17 protein-coding genes and 1 pseudogene are annotated in these 18,700 nt (G+C 57.3%); 10 read left to right on the top strand and 8 right to left on the bottom strand.

Annotated elements, in window-relative coordinates; genetic code table 11:
• The 5 genes from ACQRD3_RS04005 to ligA are packed head-to-tail and all read left to right on the top strand — an operon-like array spanning position 1 to position 5,622.
• Entirely contained in the window at positions 1–993 is a 993-nt protein-coding gene (locus ACQRD3_RS04005; protein WP_427780002.1) for a M42 family metallopeptidase, read from the top strand.
• An 18-nt stretch (positions 994–1,011) separates the two neighbouring features.
• On the top strand, positions 1,012–2,262 hold the full coding sequence (locus tag ACQRD3_RS04000; RefSeq protein WP_427780000.1) for an aminotransferase class I/II-fold pyridoxal phosphate-dependent enzyme: 1,251 nt from the start codon (positions 1,012–1,014) through the stop codon (positions 2,260–2,262).
• Between the two features lie 43 nt (positions 2,263–2,305).
• Positions 2,306–2,998, top strand: coding sequence for a sporulation protein YunB (gene yunB, locus ACQRD3_RS03995; protein ID WP_080908373.1), 693 nt, complete (start codon positions 2,306–2,308; stop codon positions 2,996–2,998).
• Positions 2,999–3,017: 19 nt separating this feature from the next.
• Positions 3,018–3,617, top strand: coding sequence for a VanZ family protein (locus ACQRD3_RS03990; protein ID WP_427780066.1), 600 nt, complete (start codon positions 3,018–3,020; stop codon positions 3,615–3,617).
• Between the two features lie 16 nt (positions 3,618–3,633).
• On the top strand, positions 3,634–5,622 hold the full coding sequence (gene ligA / locus ACQRD3_RS03985; protein ID WP_427779998.1) for an NAD-dependent DNA ligase LigA: 1,989 nt from the start codon (positions 3,634–3,636) through the stop codon (positions 5,620–5,622).
• Positions 5,623–5,683: 61 nt separating this feature from the next.
• Here the strand turns inward: ligA and ACQRD3_RS03980 are convergent, their stop codons facing one another.
• Entirely contained in the window at positions 5,684–6,187 is a 504-nt protein-coding gene (locus tag ACQRD3_RS03980; RefSeq protein WP_427779996.1) for a nitroreductase family protein, read from the bottom strand.
• Positions 6,188–6,325: 138 nt separating this feature from the next.
• Between ACQRD3_RS03980 and ACQRD3_RS03975 the strand changes: the two genes are divergently transcribed.
• The 3 genes from ACQRD3_RS03975 to ACQRD3_RS03965 all read left to right on the top strand — a co-directional run bounded on the left by ACQRD3_RS03975 (position 6,326) and on the right by ACQRD3_RS03965 (position 8,705).
• A complete protein-coding gene (locus tag ACQRD3_RS03975) occupies positions 6,326–6,958 on the top strand; it encodes a redox-sensing transcriptional repressor Rex (protein WP_427779994.1) in 633 nt (210 codons plus the stop codon).
• Positions 6,955–8,046 carry a hypothetical protein gene (locus ACQRD3_RS03970; protein ID WP_427779993.1) on the top strand — a complete coding sequence of 364 codons (1,092 nt, stop codon included), beginning with the start codon at positions 6,955–6,957 and terminating at the stop codon, positions 8,044–8,046. Before ACQRD3_RS03975 ends, ACQRD3_RS03970 begins: the two co-directional genes overlap by 4 nt.
• Positions 8,047–8,147: 101 nt before the next feature.
• The gene (locus tag ACQRD3_RS03965; protein ID WP_427779991.1) at positions 8,148–8,705 is read left to right on the top strand and encodes an amidase domain-containing protein; all 558 of its coding nucleotides are present in this window, start codon (positions 8,148–8,150) and stop codon (positions 8,703–8,705) included.
• On the opposite strand, the gene ACQRD3_RS03960 is transcribed toward ACQRD3_RS03965, so the two are convergent.
• The 4 genes from ACQRD3_RS03960 to ACQRD3_RS03945 form a co-directional block, all read right to left on the bottom strand.
• Positions 8,659–9,687 (bottom strand): tyrosine recombinase XerC, encoded by a 1,029-nt coding sequence (locus ACQRD3_RS03960; RefSeq protein ID WP_080908796.1) that lies wholly within the window; start codon positions 9,685–9,687, stop codon positions 8,659–8,661. The genes ACQRD3_RS03965 and ACQRD3_RS03960 overlap by 47 nt on opposite strands.
• Before the next feature lie 144 nt (positions 9,688–9,831).
• Positions 9,832–11,205 (bottom strand): DNA repair protein RadA, encoded by a 1,374-nt coding sequence (gene radA / locus ACQRD3_RS03955; RefSeq protein ID WP_427779990.1) that lies wholly within the window; start codon positions 11,203–11,205, stop codon positions 9,832–9,834.
• A gap of 11 nt (positions 11,206–11,216) precedes the next feature.
• Positions 11,217–11,468, bottom strand: coding sequence for a kinase to dihydroxyacetone kinase (locus ACQRD3_RS03950; protein ID WP_427779988.1), 252 nt, complete (start codon positions 11,466–11,468; stop codon positions 11,217–11,219).
• Between the two features lie 76 nt (positions 11,469–11,544).
• A complete protein-coding gene (locus tag ACQRD3_RS03945) occupies positions 11,545–12,228 on the bottom strand; it encodes an N-acetylmuramoyl-L-alanine amidase (protein ID WP_427779987.1) in 684 nt (227 codons plus the stop codon).
• 192 nt (positions 12,229–12,420) lie between these two features.
• Between ACQRD3_RS03945 and ACQRD3_RS03940 the strand changes: the two genes are divergently transcribed.
• A complete protein-coding gene (locus tag ACQRD3_RS03940; protein WP_427779986.1) occupies positions 12,421–12,879 on the top strand; it encodes a spore coat protein CotJB in 459 nt (152 codons plus the stop codon).
• 3 nt (positions 12,880–12,882) lie between these two features.
• Positions 12,883–13,077, top strand: a pseudogene (locus tag ACQRD3_RS03935) (manganese catalase family protein); the annotation flags it as partial.
• Positions 13,078–13,473: 396 nt separating this feature from the next.
• Here ACQRD3_RS03935 and ACQRD3_RS03930 read toward each other — a convergent pair.
• The 3 genes from ACQRD3_RS03930 to ACQRD3_RS03920 are packed head-to-tail and all read right to left on the bottom strand — an operon-like array spanning position 13,474 to position 18,205.
• On the bottom strand, positions 13,474–14,712 hold the full coding sequence (locus ACQRD3_RS03930) for a peptidoglycan-binding protein (RefSeq protein WP_080908362.1): 1,239 nt from the start codon (positions 14,710–14,712) through the stop codon (positions 13,474–13,476).
• The gene (locus tag ACQRD3_RS03925; RefSeq protein ID WP_427779983.1) at positions 14,709–16,466 is read right to left on the bottom strand and encodes a S8 family peptidase; all 1,758 of its coding nucleotides are present in this window, start codon (positions 16,464–16,466) and stop codon (positions 14,709–14,711) included. The genes ACQRD3_RS03930 and ACQRD3_RS03925 overlap by 4 nt, the downstream gene beginning before the upstream one ends.
• Positions 16,451–18,205, bottom strand: coding sequence for a S8 family peptidase (locus ACQRD3_RS03920; RefSeq protein WP_080908360.1), 1,755 nt, complete (start codon positions 18,203–18,205; stop codon positions 16,451–16,453). Before ACQRD3_RS03920 ends, ACQRD3_RS03925 begins: the two co-directional genes overlap by 16 nt.
• Between the last annotated feature and the right edge of the window lie 495 nt (positions 18,206–18,700).

The following is an 18,700-nucleotide window of genomic DNA, read 5'->3' as shown; positions in this document are numbered from 1 at the left end:
ATGGAAACATTCGATCTCATTGCCCGGCTCACCGCTATCCACGGCCCCTCCGGCCGGGAGGGCGCAGTGGCTGCGGCCATTGCCGGGCTGGCCCGACCCTTTGCCGACGACATCACCACCGACACCCTGGGCAATCTCATCGTCCACCGGAAGGGCAGCGGGCCCAAGGTGATGTTCGCCGCCCACATGGACTCCATCGGGCTGGTGGCCACCTACCTGGAGGAAAACGGCGCGGTCCGCTTCGGCAAACTGGGCGGCGTGCAGCCACAGAACATCCGCAACGTCCCCGTCCGCTTTGAAAACGGGGTCCTGGGCGCGGTGAAGGTGAACGGCAAGGCCGACGAGGACAAGCTCACGATGGACGATCTCTATCTGGATATCGGCGCGGCCAGCCGGGAGGAGGCCGCCGCCCTGGTGAAGCTGGGAGATACCGCCGTCTACGCCACCGCCGCCGGGCGGACGGGGAATCGGGTCATCTCCCCCTACCTGGACAACCGGGTCTCCTGCGCCGTGCTGCTGATGGCGCTGGAGCGGTTGGAGAGCCGGGAGAACGATCTCTATTTTGTCTTTACCGTCCAGGAGGAGGTTGGCCTCCGGGGCGCCAAGACCGCCGCCTACGGCGTGGATCCGGAGTTTGCCGTGGCCGTGGACGTCACGGGCGCCTACGACTACCCCGGCGCGTCCAGGGCGGGCAGCGCGGCCCTGGGCAAGGGTGCGGCCGTCAAAGTGATGGACACCTCCGTCATCTGCCATCCGCAAATGGTGGAAAAGCTCTCCGCTCTGGCAGTAGAAAGTGAAATTCCTTACCAGATCGACGTGCTCACCCGAGGCGGCACCGACGCAGGAGCCATCCATCAAAGCCGCCTGGGGGTGATCACCGGAGGAATCTCCATTCCCTGCCGCTACACCCACACCCCCACCGAGACGGTGGATCTGTCCGATGTGGAGGCCTGCGCCCGGCTGGCTGCGGCCTTTGCTCAGTGTAAACTATAACAGGAGTTGTCAGTTAAAATGCCTTTACAGATCAGCAAGGAGACCCGGGCGCTGGCCCGACAGGCCGAGGACGACCTGCGGGAGCAGTTCGACCGGGTGGATCAGGTGGCCCAGGCCAACGCGGAGAAGGTGCTGGACGCCTTTCAGACCCACCGGGTCTCCGAGAGCTACTTTGCCGGAACCACCGGCTACGGATATGATGACCTGGGCCGGGACAAACTGGAAGAGATCTACGCTCAGATCTTCCACACCGAGGATGCTCTGGTGCGCATCCAGTTCATCAACGGCACCCACGCCATCACCTGCGCCCTCTTCGGGGCGCTGAAGCCCGGAGAGACCCTTCTCTACGCCGTAGGCGCGCCCTACGACACCATTCAGAGCGCCATCGGCATCGTGGGCAATGCCCCCGGTTCCCTCAAGTCCTACGGGATCGGCTACCGTCAGGTGGAGCTCACCGCCGACGAAAAGCCCGACTTGGCGGCCATCGCCCGGACGGTGGGGGAGGACCCCACCATCAAGGCGGTGATGATCCAGCGCTCCCGGGGCTACGCCACCCGGGCGTCCCTGTCCGTGGCGGAGATCGGGGCCATCTGTGACGCCGTCCACGGCGTCCGGCGGGATCTGGCCATTCTGGTGGACAACTGCTACGGCGAGTTCGTGGAGACCCTGGAGCCCACGCAGGTGGGGGCCGACCTGGTGGTGGGCTCCCTCATCAAGAATCCGGGCGGCGGTCTGGCCCCCACCGGCGGCTATCTCGCCGGACGGCACGACCTGGTGGAGGCGGCCTCCATGCGGCTCTCCGTCCCCGGCATCGGCAAAGAGGGCGGCTGCTCTCTGGGCAACAACCGCAGCCTCTATCAAGGGCTTTTCCTTGCCCCTCATACCGCGGCTCAGGCGGTCAAGACCGCCCTCTTCGCGGCGCGGATGATGGAGCTGCTGGGCTACCGCACCGACCCCGCCTCCACCCAGACCCGCCACGACATCATCCAGATGATCCACTTCGGGGCGCCGGAGGCGCTCAAGAAGTTCTGCAAGGGCATCCAGATGGGGGCGCCCGTGGACTCCTATGTGACCCCGGAGCCCTGGGACATGCCGGGCTACGACACCCCCGTCATCATGGCGGCGGGCTCCTTTATCCAGGGAGCCTCCATCGAGCTGTCCGCCGACGGGCCCATGCGGGAGCCTTACACCGCCTACCTCCAGGGCGGCCTCACTTACGAGTCGGGCAAGCTGGGAATTTTGCTGGCCGTGGAGGCCCTGCGGTCCTAAGACAAGCCGGTTTTCGCATACGCTGTCCAGAGGGGGTGGGCGCATGCGCAGACCGTTGGGACGGGGCCTTTGGCTCCGCAGGCCGGGGCGGGTCGGCCGGAGACAGACCCGCCGGGAAGAGGGGGGTGGACAGCTCTTCCTCGCCGCCGTTCTGGGCGTGGGGCTGGCGCTGCTGCTCATCCACCGGCTCAATCTCGCCCTGCGGCCTCAGCTGGAGAATCTGGCCGAGGCCAAGGTGCGCAACCAGATCACCCGGATGGCCGACCAGACCGTCTCCGACGTTCTGGCCGATGCCACCGTCTCCTCCGGCGATCTCATCTCTGTTCGGACCGGGGAAAACGGGGAAATCTCCATGCTCACCACCGATACCGCCAGGCTCAACCGTCTACGGACCGAGGTGATGGAGGAGATGGTGGCGCAGGTGGAAACACTTAACAGCCATGATCTGGGCGTTCCCATCGGTTCGGTGACCGGGATCGACCTGCTCTCCGCCCTGGGACCGAAGCTGCCGGTGCGGGTGCTGACGGTGGCCTCCACCGACGCGGCCTTCCGCAATGAATTCACCAGCGCGGGCATTAACCAGACCCACTATCGGGTGATGCTGGACGTGACGGTCAGCGCCCGGCTGCTGCTGCCCGGCGGCGTGGTGGAGACCGAAGTCACCGCCCCCGTCTGCGTGGCAGAGACTGTGGTGGTGGGGCAGGTGCCCGACGCCTATCTGAATTTAAATTCCTGAAAGGAGGGAGGGGCCTTTGGTGACCGTCCTGTCCTACCTCATCCAAATGCTCCTCCCGGCGCTTCTGGGCGCCCTCCTCTGGCTGGTCCTGAGACCACTGCGGCGCAGGCGCCGGGCGGCCGCGGGCCGGCTGGCCGGCCCATGGCGGGAGGGGGCGCTGATGCTGCTTTTCATGTTTCTGGCGGGGCTTCTGGCCCTGACCCTCACCCCCGCAGGGTTTTGGCCCGCCGTCCTCCGGGGTCAGCGGCCCCATCTGCCCCCCGCTTTTCAGGGCGGGCTCAACCTCACCCCCATCCGGCGGAGCTGGGCGCTTCTGCGCTATTACGTCCGCCATGGGCTGTGGGATGCGTTCTGGGTCAATTTCCCTGGAAATATTTTGATATTTATGCCCATTGGGCTCTTCGCGGGACTGCTGGCGGACAAGCCCCGGTGGTGGAAGGGGACCCTCTGGGCCTTTGGACTGTCGCTTTTCATTGAGTTTTTTCAGCTCTTCGTCTCCCGCGGCACCGACGTGGACGACCTGATCCTCAACACTCTGGGGGGCCTTCTGGGTCACGGAGCCTTTCTGCTCCTCCGCAGAGTCTCGCCCGCCCTGGTGCGGCGGTGCGCCAAGCTGTAAAAGGGAAGTGCTTGACATGAATGAACAACAGGAGATCGCGCAGCTCCGGGAGGAGCTGGAGCGGGCCAATTACGAATATTACGTGCTGGACCAGCCGACCATGAGCGACTTTGCATTTGACCGGAAGCTCCGCCGCTTGGAGGAGCTGGAGACCGCCCATCCGGAGCTGGCCACGCCGGATTCCCCCACCCGGCGGGTGGGGGGAAAGGCTGCGGAGGGCTTTGAGGAGGTGGTTCACCGCATGCCGCTGGAGAGCCTTCAGGACGTGTTTTCCCTGGAGGAGCTGGAGGAGTTCGACCAGCGGGTCCGGGAGAGCGTGGAGGGCGCGGTCTACGACGTGGAGCCCAAGGTGGACGGGCTGTCGGTGGCGCTGGAGTATGAAAACGGCGTGTTTGTCCGGGGGGCCACCCGGGGCGACGGCCGGGTGGGGGAGGACGTCACCGAGAACCTGCGGACCATCCGCTCCATCCCCATGCGCCTGCCCGAGGCCCTGCCGCGGCTCATCGTCCGGGGCGAGGTCTTTATGCCCCGGTCGGTCTTTGCCCGGCTCAACGAGGAGCGGGAGCTCCGGGGCCAGCCCCTCTTTGCCAACCCCCGGAACGCCGCCGCCGGATCGCTCCGTCAGCTCGATCCCAAAATCGCCGCACAGAGGCGGCTGGATATTCTGGTGTTCAACATTCAATATGTAGAGGGAAAGACCTTTACGGAGCATGTGGAGACGCTGGACTACCTGAAAAGCCAGCGGTTCCGGGTCATTCCACACACCATCTGCGGGAGTATCGCCCAGTGCGGCGGGTGCATCCGGGCGATCGGGGACGGCCGGGAGGAATTCGACTTCGACATTGACGGAGCTGTTATAAAGGTAAATTCCTTGTCAGACAGGGAGACCCTGGGCAGCACGGCCAAGTTCCCACGGTGGGCCGCCGCCTATAAGTATCCTCCGGAGCAGAAGCCCTCCAGGGTGCTGGACATCGTGGTCCAGGTGGGCCGCACCGGGGTGCTCACTCCCAAGGCGGTGGTGGAGCCGGTGCGGCTGGCGGGGACCACGGTCACCAACGCCACGCTGCACAATCAGGACTTCATCACCGAAAAGGACGTGCGCGTCGGGGACACGGTGCTGGTGCAGAAGGCGGGGGAGATCATCCCCGAGATCGTATCTGTTTTGAAGGAGCGCCGCCCCGAGGGGACAACGCCCTACTTTCTGCCCGGGCGCTGTCCGGTGTGCGGTTCCCCGGTGGTCCGGGACGAGGACGGCGCGGCCCTGCGCTGCACCGGCGCGGAGTGCCCCGCCCAGCTCCTCCGGCACCTGGTCCACTTCGCCTCCCGGGACGCCATGGACATCGAGGGTCTGGGTCCGGCCGCCGTGGAGAATCTGGTGAGCGCCGGGCTTCTCAAGGCACCGGGCGATCTGTACCACCTGCGCGCCGAGGATGTGGAGCCGCTGGACCGGATGGGAAAGAAATCGGCGGAGAATTTGATCGCCGCCATCGACAAATCCCGCCAAAACGACCTCTCCCGGCTTCTCTTTGCCTTCGGCATCCGCCAGGTGGGGCAGAAGGCGGCCCAGGTGCTGGCCCGGCAGTTCGGTTCGCTGGACGCCTTGGCGGAAGCCGGGGCCGAGGCGCTGACGGCGGTGCCCGACATCGGGGCCATCACCGCCGAGAGCCTGACGGCCTGGTTCCGCGATCCCCAGTCCCGGCACCTCATCGAGACGCTGAAGGAAGCTGGGGTCAACATGGAAAGCCGTGCCCAGCCGGTGGGCGATCAGCTGGCCGGCCTCACCTTCGTCCTCACCGGGGAGCTCACCGCCTTCACCCGCAAGGAGGCGGGGGAGCGCATCCAGGCTCTCGGGGGCAAGGTGTCCGGCTCCGTATCCAAAAAGACTTCCTATGTGGTGGCGGGGGAGTCCGCCGGCTCCAAGCTCCGCAAGGCCCAGGAGCTGGGCGTGCCCGTGCTGGACGAGACGGCCTTTCAGGCGCTGCTGGAGGGGAAACGCCAGGGGTGAAAAAGTACAGTCCCCACAGGGCCGGAAGGCTCTGTGGGGACTGTAGCTGCCTGTGAAGTTTTCAGCTCTTCCACCAGACGACCTTTTCCGGGTCGTACTGGTCTTTCCGATCTCTGGATTGCTGGGCATGTCCCACGGCGACAATACCCATGGGGACGAGATTTCCGGGAAGCTCAAATTCCATTCGAAAATTGGAAATTCGATCCACCATAGGTGCGATGCCGCACCAGCAGGTGGACAGGCCCTGATGCACCGCCTCCAAAAGCAGGTTCTCGATCGCGGCTCCGCAGTCCAGATAGCCGTGTCCGTCTGTAAAAGCCAGATCCATGTCGCAGGATACCAGGATGGCCGCCTGGGCCTGGAGCATCATTTTGGCGAAGGGGTGGATCTCGCTGATGCGGTCCAGGGTGGCTCGATCGGTAATGACCACGAAACGCCACTCCTGACAGTTTTTGGCGCTTGGGGCATTCATGGCGGCGCGGAGCATTTCGGTGAGCTGATCCCGGGTGACGGGCTCTTCCGTATAGTGCCGGACGCTCCGTCGGTCGAAAATTTCCTGAAGCATGCGGAATTCCTCCTTTTTTCTTCTGGCTTTGGTTATATCACAACGCCCCATTCCATGCAAGCCTCGGGGAAAAAGTTGACAAGAGGGCCGGAATCGATTAGACTAAATTTGCTATGGCAGAAAGGTAAGGTGAGACGAATGAAACGGGAAAAGGTTTCCAGTGCAGTCATTCGCCGTCTGCCGCGCTACTACCGGCACCTGACCGACCTCACCCTGGCCGGTGTGGTTCGGATCTCCTCCAATACCCTGGGCAAGGCCATGAATCTGACCGCCTCCCAGATCCGGCAGGACCTGTCCTGTTTCGGGGAGTTTGGACAGCAGGGCTACGGCTACAACGTGGAGTCGCTTCGGAACGCGGTGTCTGAGATTTTGGGCATGGATCAAAAACATACCGCCATTATTTTGGGGGTGGGCAACCTGGGCCGGGCGTTGATGGAGAATTTTCATTTCAGCCGCAGCGGCTTTGTACTCACCGCGGCATTCGACGTCAATCCCTCCCTGGTGGGTAAATCCCTGGCAGGGGTTCCGGTCTACTCGGTGGAACATCTGAATTCCTACCTCCAGAGCACGCCCACCAGCGTCGGGGTGCTTACGGTGCCACGCACCGCCGCGGCCCCCATGGCCGACCGGTTGGTGGCGGGCGGCGTCCGGGGCATTTGGAACTTTACCAACGCCGAGCTCAACGTGCACAAGTCCGGCGTGGTGGTGGAGAATGTACATTTTGCAGACAGCTTGCTGGCACTGAGCTATATGATTTCGGAGGCACCATGAAACGAAAACAAGCCGTTGCCCTGCTTCTGGCAGGGACCCTGCTGACCAGTGGGGCCGCTCTGGCCTCGGAAGCCGGCTCGGCCGGCGATCCTCTTATCTCTTTGAACCGGATCAAAAACGCCTTCCTCCCCTCGGCGCTGGAACAGGCATCGCAGCGCGTCGACAGTGCCACCGAGGAGACCTACCGGCAGGTGCTCTCGGCCCAGGCGGGTGGGACGGAACTGCGCCTTAAGCGGGGCGATGTGCTGCGTCTGGAGACGGGGAGCGGCGTGCTCTCTCTGGCCGGAGGTCTCTCCGGCTCCGCGTCCGGAACGGTGGTGGACGTCACTGACGGCACGGAGCTGACCCCGGGCGGCCCTTTGACTCCCCGGCACCGGTATCTGGCGGCGGAGAACACCACAGCGGCCTTCTCAGTTTCCACGGACACCGCCGTGGTGCGGCTTACCGGACGATATACCCTCAGCCTCAGCGGGGAGACCGACTATAACGCACTGGCCGACGCCCTCAAGATCATGGGGCTTTTCCGGGGAAGCGATACCCCTTACGGCTCGGGCTATGAGCTGGAAAACGCACCCACCCGCATCCAGGGGCTCATCCTCTTCCTCCGGCTTTTGGGGGAAGAGCAGGCCGCTTTGTCCTATCCCGGCAGCGGTGTCACCTTTGCCGACGTGCCGACGTGGGCAAAGCCCTATGTGGCCTATGCTTACGACAAGGGATATACCAAGGGCATGGCGGTGGACAGCCAGTGGCGGGTCTGGTTCGGTACGGAAAACGCTCTGGCCCCCAACGACTATGTGACCTTCCTGCTCCGGGCCCTGGGCTATTCTGAGGCAGGAGGCGACTTTTCCTGGCTCACCGCCGCCCGGGATGCCCGGGCGCTGGGTGTGCTGACAGCGGGGGAGGAGACGCTGCTCACCGGCGGCAGGCCTTTCCTGCGGGCCCAGGTGGCCTATCTGTCCTACTACGCCCTGGGGGCTTCGGTTCGGGGAGGGGAGACCACCCTGCTCGACCGCCTCACCGCCTCCGGCGCCGTGAATGCCGCGGTGGCACAGACTGCGATAAAAGCCGTTGCGGTTCAAAGACTGTAAAGGAATATCGAATGGCAAAACCGCCGACGTCTCTTCGACGTCGGCGGTTTCCTTTTTTTGGGGGCGGCATAGCATGGAGGGATGGAAAGGAGGGGAGAGGCTTGAAATCTCCCGTGATCCCCTATGACCGGGCCGCCGCCGTGGCCTACGCCCACCGCTGGGCCTTCGGCCGGAACCCCCAGTTTTACGATTATGAGGAGCTGGGGGGCGACTGTACCAACTTTGCCTCCCAGTGTCTCTACGCCGGGACGGGCGTGATGAATTACACCCCGGTCTACGGCTGGTACTATATCAACGCCAACGAAAAGGCTCCCGCCTGGACGGGTGTGGAGTATTTCCGAAATTTCCTCGTCCGCTGCCAGCCTTCGCCCGGCCCCTTTGCCGCCGAGGTCCCGATTCAGGAACTCGAGCCCGGCGACTTTCTCCAGTTCAACTTCAAGGGGGAGATCTTCTCGCACACCCCGGTGGTAGTGGCGGTGGGAAACCCGCCCGCGCCGGAGAATATCCTGTTGGCCGCACACTCCTATGACGCCGACAACCGGCCGCTGAGCACTTATTTCTACCAGCAGATCCGATACCTCCATGTGCTGGGGGCCTATCCGCTGGAAAAAGTCACGCCTCCGGCTCCTCCGGCGGCACCGCCTTTTTCCGCCCCTTGACCCGGCCCAGGGGATTGGCCTTGGCCGCCAGACGGAGGTTGTCGCTGTCCACGTGGGTATAGATCTGGGTGGTGTTCAGATTTTCGTGGCCCAGCACCTCCTGGAGCGTGCGCACATCCACGCCGTTTTGCAGCATCAGCGTGGCCGCGGTGTGGCGGAGCTTGTGGGGAGAGTACTGGGCCGCGTCCAACCCTGCCTGCGTCAGATATTTTTTCACCATCTTCTCCACGGCGGCCTTGGAGATGCGGGTGCGCCGGCGGCTGAGAAACAGGGCGTTTTTGTCGATGGCCAGCTGGTCGCCCCGCACCGCCCGGTAATCCTGCAGGGCCTCCAGACAGGCGTCGTTCAGGTAGAGCATCCGCTCCTTGTTGCCCTTGCCCAGGACCCGGAGCTGGTCGCCACGGATGTCGTTGAGATTCAGGCCAATGAGCTCGGAGATCCGAAGGCCGCAGTTGAGAAACAGCGTCAGGATGCATCGGTCCCGCTCCTCAAAAGGCCCGTCCACACTTTCCAGTAACTGGATGCTGCCTTCCAGATCCAGGTACCGGGGGAGGGATTTTTTCATCCGGGGCGAATCCAGGTCCTGCATGGGGTTTTCGCTCAGCAGCTTGGCCTTGCTGGTGAGGTATTTGTAAAAGGAACGGATGGCGGCGACCTTGCGGGCCCGGGAGGAGGCTTTGAGGCCGTGGCCGCTGTGGTCGCTGTTGGGGTGCTGGGCGCGGTCGCGGCTGAGGTAGTTCATGTAGTTGTAGACATCGGAGAGCGTGACGGAGCGCACCAGATCCAGATCCACGTCGCTGATGTCGATGTCGTCAAATTCGGTGTCCCGGGGCACTTTGTTTTTTTCCACCTTGAGATAGCGGAAGAAATTCCGCAGGTCGAGAAAGTATTCGTCCACGGTTTTCCGGGAGTGTCCCTGGATGGTGTCGTGATAAGAAAGAAAATCCCGCAGAATGGGCGGGGCCTCGGTACGGTAGTCCATATCAGCGGCGGAGCGGGTCAAACGGGGCCAACCCCCGGGGAAGGGGCTTTTTCCCTCCCTCGAAGTAAACAAAATTTTTATTTTGTTTACTTCACAATCCCTCTCCGAACCTCCTCTCTCTGGGTTCGGGAGCCTGCCGCGGGGTCAGAGCACCGCGGCCAGCGCCTCCCGGATGTTACGCACTTTGATGAGCTGCAGTCCCTCCGGCGCGGTGAGCTTGGCGCACCGGGACGGCACCAGGCATTTGGTGAAGCCCAACCGCCGGACCTCGGCCAAGCGCTGGTTGAGCGCGCTCACGGCCCGCAGCTCACCGGTCAGGCCTACTTCGCCCACGGCGGCCAGATCCCCCGGCACCGGCTTGTCCCGAAAACTGGACGCCAGCGCGATCACCGTGGCCAGATCGGACGCCGGCTCCTCCAGCTCCAGGCCGCCCACCACGTTGACGTAGGCGTCGCAGGCGTTCACCATCAGCCCGCCCCGCTTCTCCAGCACGGCCAGCAGCAGCATGGTGCGGTTGAAATCCACACCCGAAACCATCCGCCGGGGCATGTTGAAGCTGGTGGGCGTCAACAGGGCCTGGATCTCGGCCAGCACCGGCCGGACCCCCTCCATGGCACAGGTGACACAGGTGCCCGGCGTATCTGTGGGACGGCCCTCCAGGAGCATTTCCGATGGGTTTGGGACCTCGGCCAGGCCGCTGTCCGCCATCTCAAAGACGCCGATCTCATTGGTGGCCCCGAAACGGTTCTTGGCCGCCCGGAGGATGCGGTAGGTGGTCTGCTGTTCCCCTTCAAAGTAGAGTACGCAGTCCACCATGTGCTCCAGCACCTTGGGCCCCGCGATAGAGCCCTCCTTGTTCACATGGCCGATGACAAAGACGGTGACCCCCACCCCCTTGGCCACGTTCATCAGGGCCAGGGTGCAGTCCTTCACCTGGCCCACGCTTCCCGGCGAGGCGGTGAGATCGCCGTTGTAGAGGGTCTGGATGGAGTCCACGATAAGCACATCGGGCTTGAGCTCGCTCACCGCCTCCAAAATGTTTTCCAGGTTGGTCTCCGCCATCAGGTAGAGCCCCTCTCCCCGGACGTGGAGCCGCTCTGCCCGGAGCTTGATCTGGCGCTCCGACTCCTCGCCGGAGACGTAGAGCACGTCCGCAAACCGGCAAAGGCTGTCGCAGATCTGGAGCATCAAAGTGGACTTTCCGATGCCCGGCGCACCCCCTACCAGCACCAGAGAACCCTTCACCGCTCCCCCGCCCAGCACCCGGTCCAGCTCGTTCATGCCGGTGTCGAAGCGCAACTCGTCAGTGGTCTCCACCTCCGTGATGCGCCGGGGGCGGGCAAAGCCCATCCCTCCTATCTCCCGGCGGCCGCTGCTGGACCTGGGGGTCTTGCTTTTGGGGGCGGAGGGGCGCTCTGCGATGGTGTTCCAGGCCCCGCAGGCCGGACACTGCCCCTGCCAGCGCAGGACCTCGTTGCCGCAGTCCGTACAGTAAAAAACACTCTTTTCCTTGGCCATGCTCTCTCTCCTCAGCCCTGGAGCCCCTGCTCCTGCCGTTCCATGTTCTCTACGACGATGTCGTGGATATCCCCCAGGGAGGCACAGTATTCCAGCAGTTTCCAGGGTTCATTGGTATGGAAGTGGATCTTGATGAGGTCCTCGTCCCCGATGGCCAGCAGGCAGTCCCCGGGGATGTGAGCCATGATGTGGTCGTGGATGTCGTCCTCGTCCAGCCCCTGACCCGCGATGAGCAACTGTGTGTCAAAACGGTATTCCAGCATATCGTTTTCTCCTTTGTGGGATTAACTGGGCCTATTATAGCACAGGTGTTCCAACAATGCCACCCCATCTTTTTCTTTATCCGGCGGCAGGCGGAATTTCCCCGCTCCGGAGCCACGCTCCCGCAACACACAGCGCCAGCTTGGTCTGATAGCCCCCGCTGCGCAGGCGCTCCTCCTCCCCGGCGTTGGAGAGAAAGCCGCACTCCACCAGCACGGCGGGGCAGGTGATGTGCTTCATGAGATACACGGTGTCCGGGATTTTGGCCGGGATCCTCTTGTTGGCCGGATCCAGCGCGCGCAGGCTGTCCTGGACCAGCAGGGCCAGGGCGCGGCTGTCCTCCCCGGGCCGGAAAAAGACCTGGGCACCGTGGTAAGCAGGGTCCGGGAATGTGTTTTGATGGATGCTGATCAGGGTGGCGTTCTCCGTGGCCTCAATGGCCGCTACCCGGTTGTGAAGGTCAGAAACCTTCTTTTCCCGCAGTGTGGACGCCGAGGGGTCGTGCAGAGAGACATCGCTGTCCCGCAGGAGCACCGGGACCACGCCGTAAAAGCCCAGAAGCTGATCCAGCTTTTGGACCACGGCCAGATTGATGACGCTCTCGGGCACGCCCGTCCGGGACACTGCGCCGCCGTCTTCCCCGCCGTGTCCGGCGTCCAGAACCAGCCGCCGTTCCGGCAGGCGCACCGGGGCCAGGATCTCTTCCGCCCTCCGGGACAGCAGGAACAGGCTTCCCGCCGTACTGCAGAGTACAAAGGCCAAGGCGCAGATAAAAATTTTTTTCCAGCTCCAATTTTTCACAGGGCATCCCCTCCCCTGCCAATTTATGAGCCTTACCCGCCAATATGCCCGCCGGCGCGGAAAGGGCCGGGACGCTCCGGTTCCCCCGGCGGCATAGGATAGCTCGGGGGAACATCCTTCCCTCTTGAGCAAATGCAAAGGAGGAGTCCTATCTTGTATCCCGATCAACCGACGGCTCCCGCCTGTCCCGACGGCTCCGGCACCCTGCCGGAGTGCGCTCCGCTGGCGGTCCCCTATGTCCCATTTCAGCAGACGGGCGCGCAGAAGTACAGCCAGAACGACGCCCTCAGCAACGGAACGCTCTTCCCAGGGCTCAACCTCCCCTTCCATATGAAGGCGGACGCGCCCAACGCGGTCTCCGGTCCTCTGGGCGAGCTCCAGGCACTGGAGTTCGTGCTGCTGGAGCTGGGCCTCTATCTGGACACTCACCAGGGGGACGGCGAGGCCTTTTCCCTCTTTCAGCAGTATGCCGCGCTGGAAAAAGAGGGCCGGGAGAAGTATGAATCCATGTACGGCCCGCTGTTCCAGCACGCCGCGGCCGGGCAGAAGAATTTTTCCAGCTGGATCAAGGATCCCTGGCCCTGGGCCTTCCCGGAAGGAGGCAAAGCGTAAACTATGTTTGTCTATGAGAAAAAACTCCAGTATCCGGTGAAGATCAAAAACACCAACCCCAAACTGGCGGCTTTGATCATCAGTCAATATGGCGGACCGGACGGCGAACTGGGCGCGTCCCTGCGGTATCTGTCCCAGCGGTACGCCATGCCCTACCCTGAGCTGAAGGCTCTGCTGACCGATATCGGCACGGAAGAATACAGACCATTTAAATATCAATAAAATGGACGTATGGAAAACAGCAACTGACTTCAATATACCTCATCCTGAGTCTGCATATTGTATTGCCAAGGCGTACTCTGTCATCTGGTACAGGTTATCCAAGGCATGAAAACACGCCGCCACCACCCTTTTGCAGGTGATGGCGGCGTGTTCTAATTATCGTCAAAATTTCTCCATTTCATTCTGAAAACAAAGAAATCAACAGATTTTTCGCAAAGAGCAAGCAGACGCAAGGCAAAGAACGCAGGAATCCTTTGTGGATTCCGAGGCTTTTTAACGAAGCAAATGCTGCTCTTTGCAGAAAAAGACAAGCATTTCCACTTTTCAGATACGCCCTAGAGAGTTTGGCAGGGCAGGGTATTGTTTCTGTTATTATGCTAGTTTGCTAATCGCTACAAAAATATTTGATATGCTATACCATGTTGGGAAATTTACTTCTCCTGTCTCTGGAAGATTAAATATTTGTTGGAATGTACGGACCGCCTCGGCGGTACGGGCTCCGTAAACCCCATCAACTACTACCTTTTTGATCAAAGGATAATTGTTGGAAATGGCATTTAATTGCTGTTGTATTGTCTTTACAGCACCGCCTGTTGAACCTATTTTAAGAACATTTGTAAAGGATAATGGGATTCCTTCCACCTTTTTAGCCTGTTTCAGGACAATATCGGAGCCGTAATAGGTCTTCAGTATTTGTAAAGCATTCAACCCCTGATCTGCCAGATCTTTAGAGCCCCACTGGCTGAGCCAACCTGCCCGTTTTACGCGTTTGCCGTCACAGTATTGCGTGAACAGCGGCTGGACCAAGTCGGGCCTTGAAATATAGGTTGTAAATATTTCATCAACAACCTCGGAAATTTCGTCAAAAATGTTTCTGCCGAAGGAAAAAGACTGATCAAACGCCGTTGAGTTTGTTATGGTAAATCCGTATCCCTTCCCCCGATACCATTCTGTGTAAACACGATTCAGGGTAAACGACAGAATCGCAAACACATTCGCTTTGATTGCTTCACGCGGCCAGGTGGAATAAATTTCACTGCTGGCCACGTTTTTTATATAATCCTTAAACCCAACCGTATAGTTACTTGCCGATGAATCCTCTGGTCGCCCTTCATGTACTGTTATCAAACTCGGCACAACCGGCTCCGGCAGGACAATCTGCCCGGTCGGTAACGGCAATTTTTTTACCTCCGATTCAGGAATTTTAGGCGGATATATCCCCCATAAAGTGGGATATGGAATGTCGATGGCGTTGTAGCTTGGCAGCAGAAAAACATTCTGGATTGCAGTTTGTCCCGGGAAAAGCTGAACATTGCTGATATATGCTGACTGATAGTCCTGGTAAATTACCTGTACATCATATTGATTAAAGGGCCTGGGTGAACCGTATTGCAGGGAGTACTCAATCGGAGGAGTGATCAGTGCAATATTTTTTACCTGCCCCTGCGCATCAGTTTGAGATTCGCTCACGATCGATTTGGTATCCGAATTTAAAACACGAACAGTCACCCCTTGCGTTGGACTTCCAACACCCTGCAAAAAAGTATTCACTTGCAGATAGCCAAGGCCTCCACTTGTATTGAAATCCTTAGGCGTATTACCATTACTCATTGTAAAAAATCACCTTCTTCAATTATTGTATTAAAGTCCAGTGCAGACTCTTTGATCACCTCGAAGGTACCATATAGATTGACCTTTCCGAAGCCCCATTGTACATTTGGATATGTTAAGTTGCTTTCTCGCTGACACCCACTAATCAAATAACTTCTGATAAGATCTGAATCCATCGCAGTTTTATTTCCGTTGACAATCCCCCACTCGAACAGCAATGCGGTAAGGCCTGTCGTTATGGCAGCTGCTACACTGGTCCCTGTCATTGTTCCATAACCTGTAGGATAAATCCCTTTTACATCTACTCCGGGAGCAACAAAATCCGGTGCAAACCGGAATAACCTGGTCGGCCCCCACGATGAGGATACAAGCAGGCTCTGATCCTTGCTGTTGTATGCACCACATTTAATGGCGTGTAGGGCCGTAGAAGGAATTACAGTCGTATACTCAGGTGTCGGTCTCAAAAATTCAACGGTAGGACTGATCTGCCCGGTGATCGGAAGCCATGCCCAATATTCGCCGTTAATAATCAGATCCCCATATAGAATAATGTTCCAGATTCCCTGAGTGGCGTTCTTGAACGAAACAATTACATTATTGTTGTTATCTCGAAAGTATCGAAGAGTGATATTGGTATTTTCCAAAATAAGCTGATTACTGTATTCGAGTCCCGATTGAAACGACACTCTGGATACTGCTTCGCCAGTGGGGGATGTGACTCCTGCCGATATTTTATCATATCCTGGGCTGTGAATAATGACTGTAAACGATGCCCCTTGCTCTCCCACCTTGATGCTGATTCGGTCCGAGGCTCTTGTTGCAGGTATTCTCCCTTGGGTATGGTGTTTCGCATTGGCTTCGTTCCCGACAGCTGTAATAAAGGCATACCCCACTCGCTGGGATACGAAGCTGATATACTCCTCTATCAACGTGCTGCCGTCATGTGCGCCCCCGTTTGTTCCCATTCCGATACACATGGCAATCGGCATATTGAATTTTTCCGACGCATCAAGAATATATTTCATTCCAAGCATATAATCGGTAGATTCGTACAGATTGGGGTTGTCATTTGTAACCAGATAACGGTCTATCAAATACTGACTGGCTTTTTTCAGTTTGACAATTAGTAAATATGCTTTGGGTGCCGCACCAATATATTCGCCTGTTTCATTGCTTGCCGCCACAGAGGCCAAAAACGTTCCATGACCATCTTCATCAACCGACGGCACAATGCTGTAGGGATCTGAAGCGCGATTGGCTCGATTAATATCGTCACTTGTATATGTGGAGCCAAAGTATAAATCATCCTGTCTGTTTCCATCAACGGTTTGATCCCAGATTCCCAAGATTTTTGTAGAGCCGTCCTCAAACTTAAAGGCATCTTTTCGATAATCAATTCCTGTATCCACAATGCCAATGATAACGCCCCGACCAGACAAATTTAAAAATGGCTGGTTAAGAACCTGCGTAATTCCGGATGCATCATTACTCTGACTATCTGTAGGTGACATGATCCGAGGCAAAAAATATAAAAAGTCACCACCCAGGTCGTTCAACAGCTGTGTTACATAAGCGTAATTGATATAGCCTACAATATAGCCGTTTTCAAATTCAGTTCCAAGACGTATGTAGGGACGACTTTTGGCAAATATTTTGAATCTTTCCGTATTGAGAGCCTGAAAATCTACTGTAGTAGGCAATTTGACAAACTCTGAAAGCGGAAGATTCTGTTCGTCATCTATATTGAAAGCCATTGATTATCCCCTCCCCATTTGTATCGTTCCAAATAACTCATTGTATTGCTCAAACATAATGTGCCGTAGCCAAATGAGGCGTTTGGATAATCCTGATTCTGTCTGCGGGCAGCACCCAGACGTAAAAAGGCTTTCAGCCGTTCACCGTATAGGAAAGGATCATTTTTCAAAACAATTCCCCACTGCATCATTAACGCTGCCGAACCGGTAACAAACGGCGCCGCCATGCTAGTGCCTGTATAGGCATCATAGCCGCCGCCGTTTTTGGGTGCCAAAATAGAAACAGCCGGGGCTGCCACATCCGGTCTGGGTTCTGCCTCCTCTGCGCTCCCAATTCCAGAGAATTCAGCAATATTTCCAACCCGATCGTTGTAACCCGCGACTTTGATCACCTTCCTGGCTGTAGACGGTATCGTCATGGTCATTGTTTCAATCGGTTTAGAAAAACGAGTACTGGAAGTAACCTCTTCAACCGTCGGCAGCCAAATTTCAATTTTTCCGTTTACAATCGAAGACGTAACAAAACGCAATTTCCAAAGCCCGGAGGGAATCATTCCGTTGGCAGATTGAATGTTAAAACTGATTTCCTGTCTAACAGAATAATGACTGGGCTGTCTATAAATAACGGTCATGACAGAATTACCAACACTAATGTTCCGAATTTGGTTTTCCAAACTGATGATTCCCGAGGAGAAGCCGTCGGGATAAACCATCTCCACTGAGAATATGTCGGCAAAATCTTTCCAAACGGAAAGGAAACATTTACTGATTCCGTTTGCAACAAAAAATTCAACAACCTTTACGCTGTCAGAGCGCAATTTTGTCGAATAATGGTGCCCGGCTGCAGCCTCATTGCCTGTTGGAACAACAATGGATGTTTTCCATTCGCTGCTGATATCTGAAACATAGGTTTCAAATAAGGAATCCCCACGGTGGGAACCTTCGTTCATCCCGAAGCTCATATTAATCACAACTGGCTGATTTAATTGACGGGATTTTTCAATGACATATTTTATCGCGCGCATTAATTCTGTTGTACGGGCAAAAGAACGAAACCCTCTTTGACCAATTTTAACAACTATCAGATCTGACTCAGGAGCAACTCCAATGTTATCAGGATTCTCGCTTCCATTTCCTGCCGCGATCCCGGCAACTGCTGTACCGTGGCCTCCGGCATCTATGCTTGGAACCACGGAATATGGATCCGATGATTGTATTGCCTGATCGATCTGTTCATTCGAATATTCAGAACCGCCCGAAAATCCATCAGGCGGTGTTCCCGCAACTGTCTGATCCCATAAGTATAATATCCGGCTTTTTCCATCTGCTTTTCGGAAGTCGGGGTGCATATAGTCAATCCCATAGTCAATAACCGATACAATGACTCCTTTCCCTGTTAAGCCATAACTGTTTGTACTTTGAACGGCGCGGATACAGGAGGAGGTAAGGTTGTATAAACCTCCAATGTATAGATTTTTGGGGATTTCAACGCTTTCAATTTGCGGATAGGAGTATAACCGTCCGATCTTATTCGGACTTAATGTAATAATGGCATATCCTTTCAGCAAAATTTCAACTTGGGCATCCAAATCCTGTCTGATGGATTGAATATCGCCGCTGAATTTTACAATTACCTCTGTTAAATCGCTCTGCATAAAATCATGATTGGCACCTTCGACAAATGCAGGCATAAATTGTGTGTGCATCAAATGTCCCGGGTTCCTTTGAAAATCGGTCACGTTGATTCCTCCGAACACTAATCATATTTAAAACCAGGAATTAGTAATATGCATAGATCCGGGATATTGGAATACGTTGATATATCCATTGACTTTGGATTAAAGCATATCCATCCACGAAACCGTCACGAACCGAGTTAATATGAAACCAAAGCCCAGTTTTGTTTCTCAGCCATATAAATACGATTGTTTTTGAAAGATTTTTCAGATCGTTTAACGCAATTCCAGATAAACAACAATCCGGACTGGGTTTAAAATTTAATAATAGTTTATGTGTGCGCGATGCAGCGTATGACTTAATCATGTTGGTCTCCTTCAGTTCTGCCTATGAAAAACTCAATGATAAGGGTTTGGATATACTCTCTCCTTAATTATTGGTATGCCGTTCTATGGCAAGCTGTTACTTCTATCAAACTCCGCCTTGCATCGTTGCCAATAACATGGCAAACTATTTGAGTTGCACATTATATGTTTATACAATTCAACATATCCCGC

Source organism: Candidatus Pseudoscillospira sp. SGI.172, assembly GCF_050313575.1.
Taxonomy (GTDB): domain Bacteria; phylum Bacillota; class Clostridia; order Oscillospirales; family Oscillospiraceae; genus Vermiculatibacterium.
This window is presented reverse-complemented; position numbering and strand designations above follow the sequence as displayed.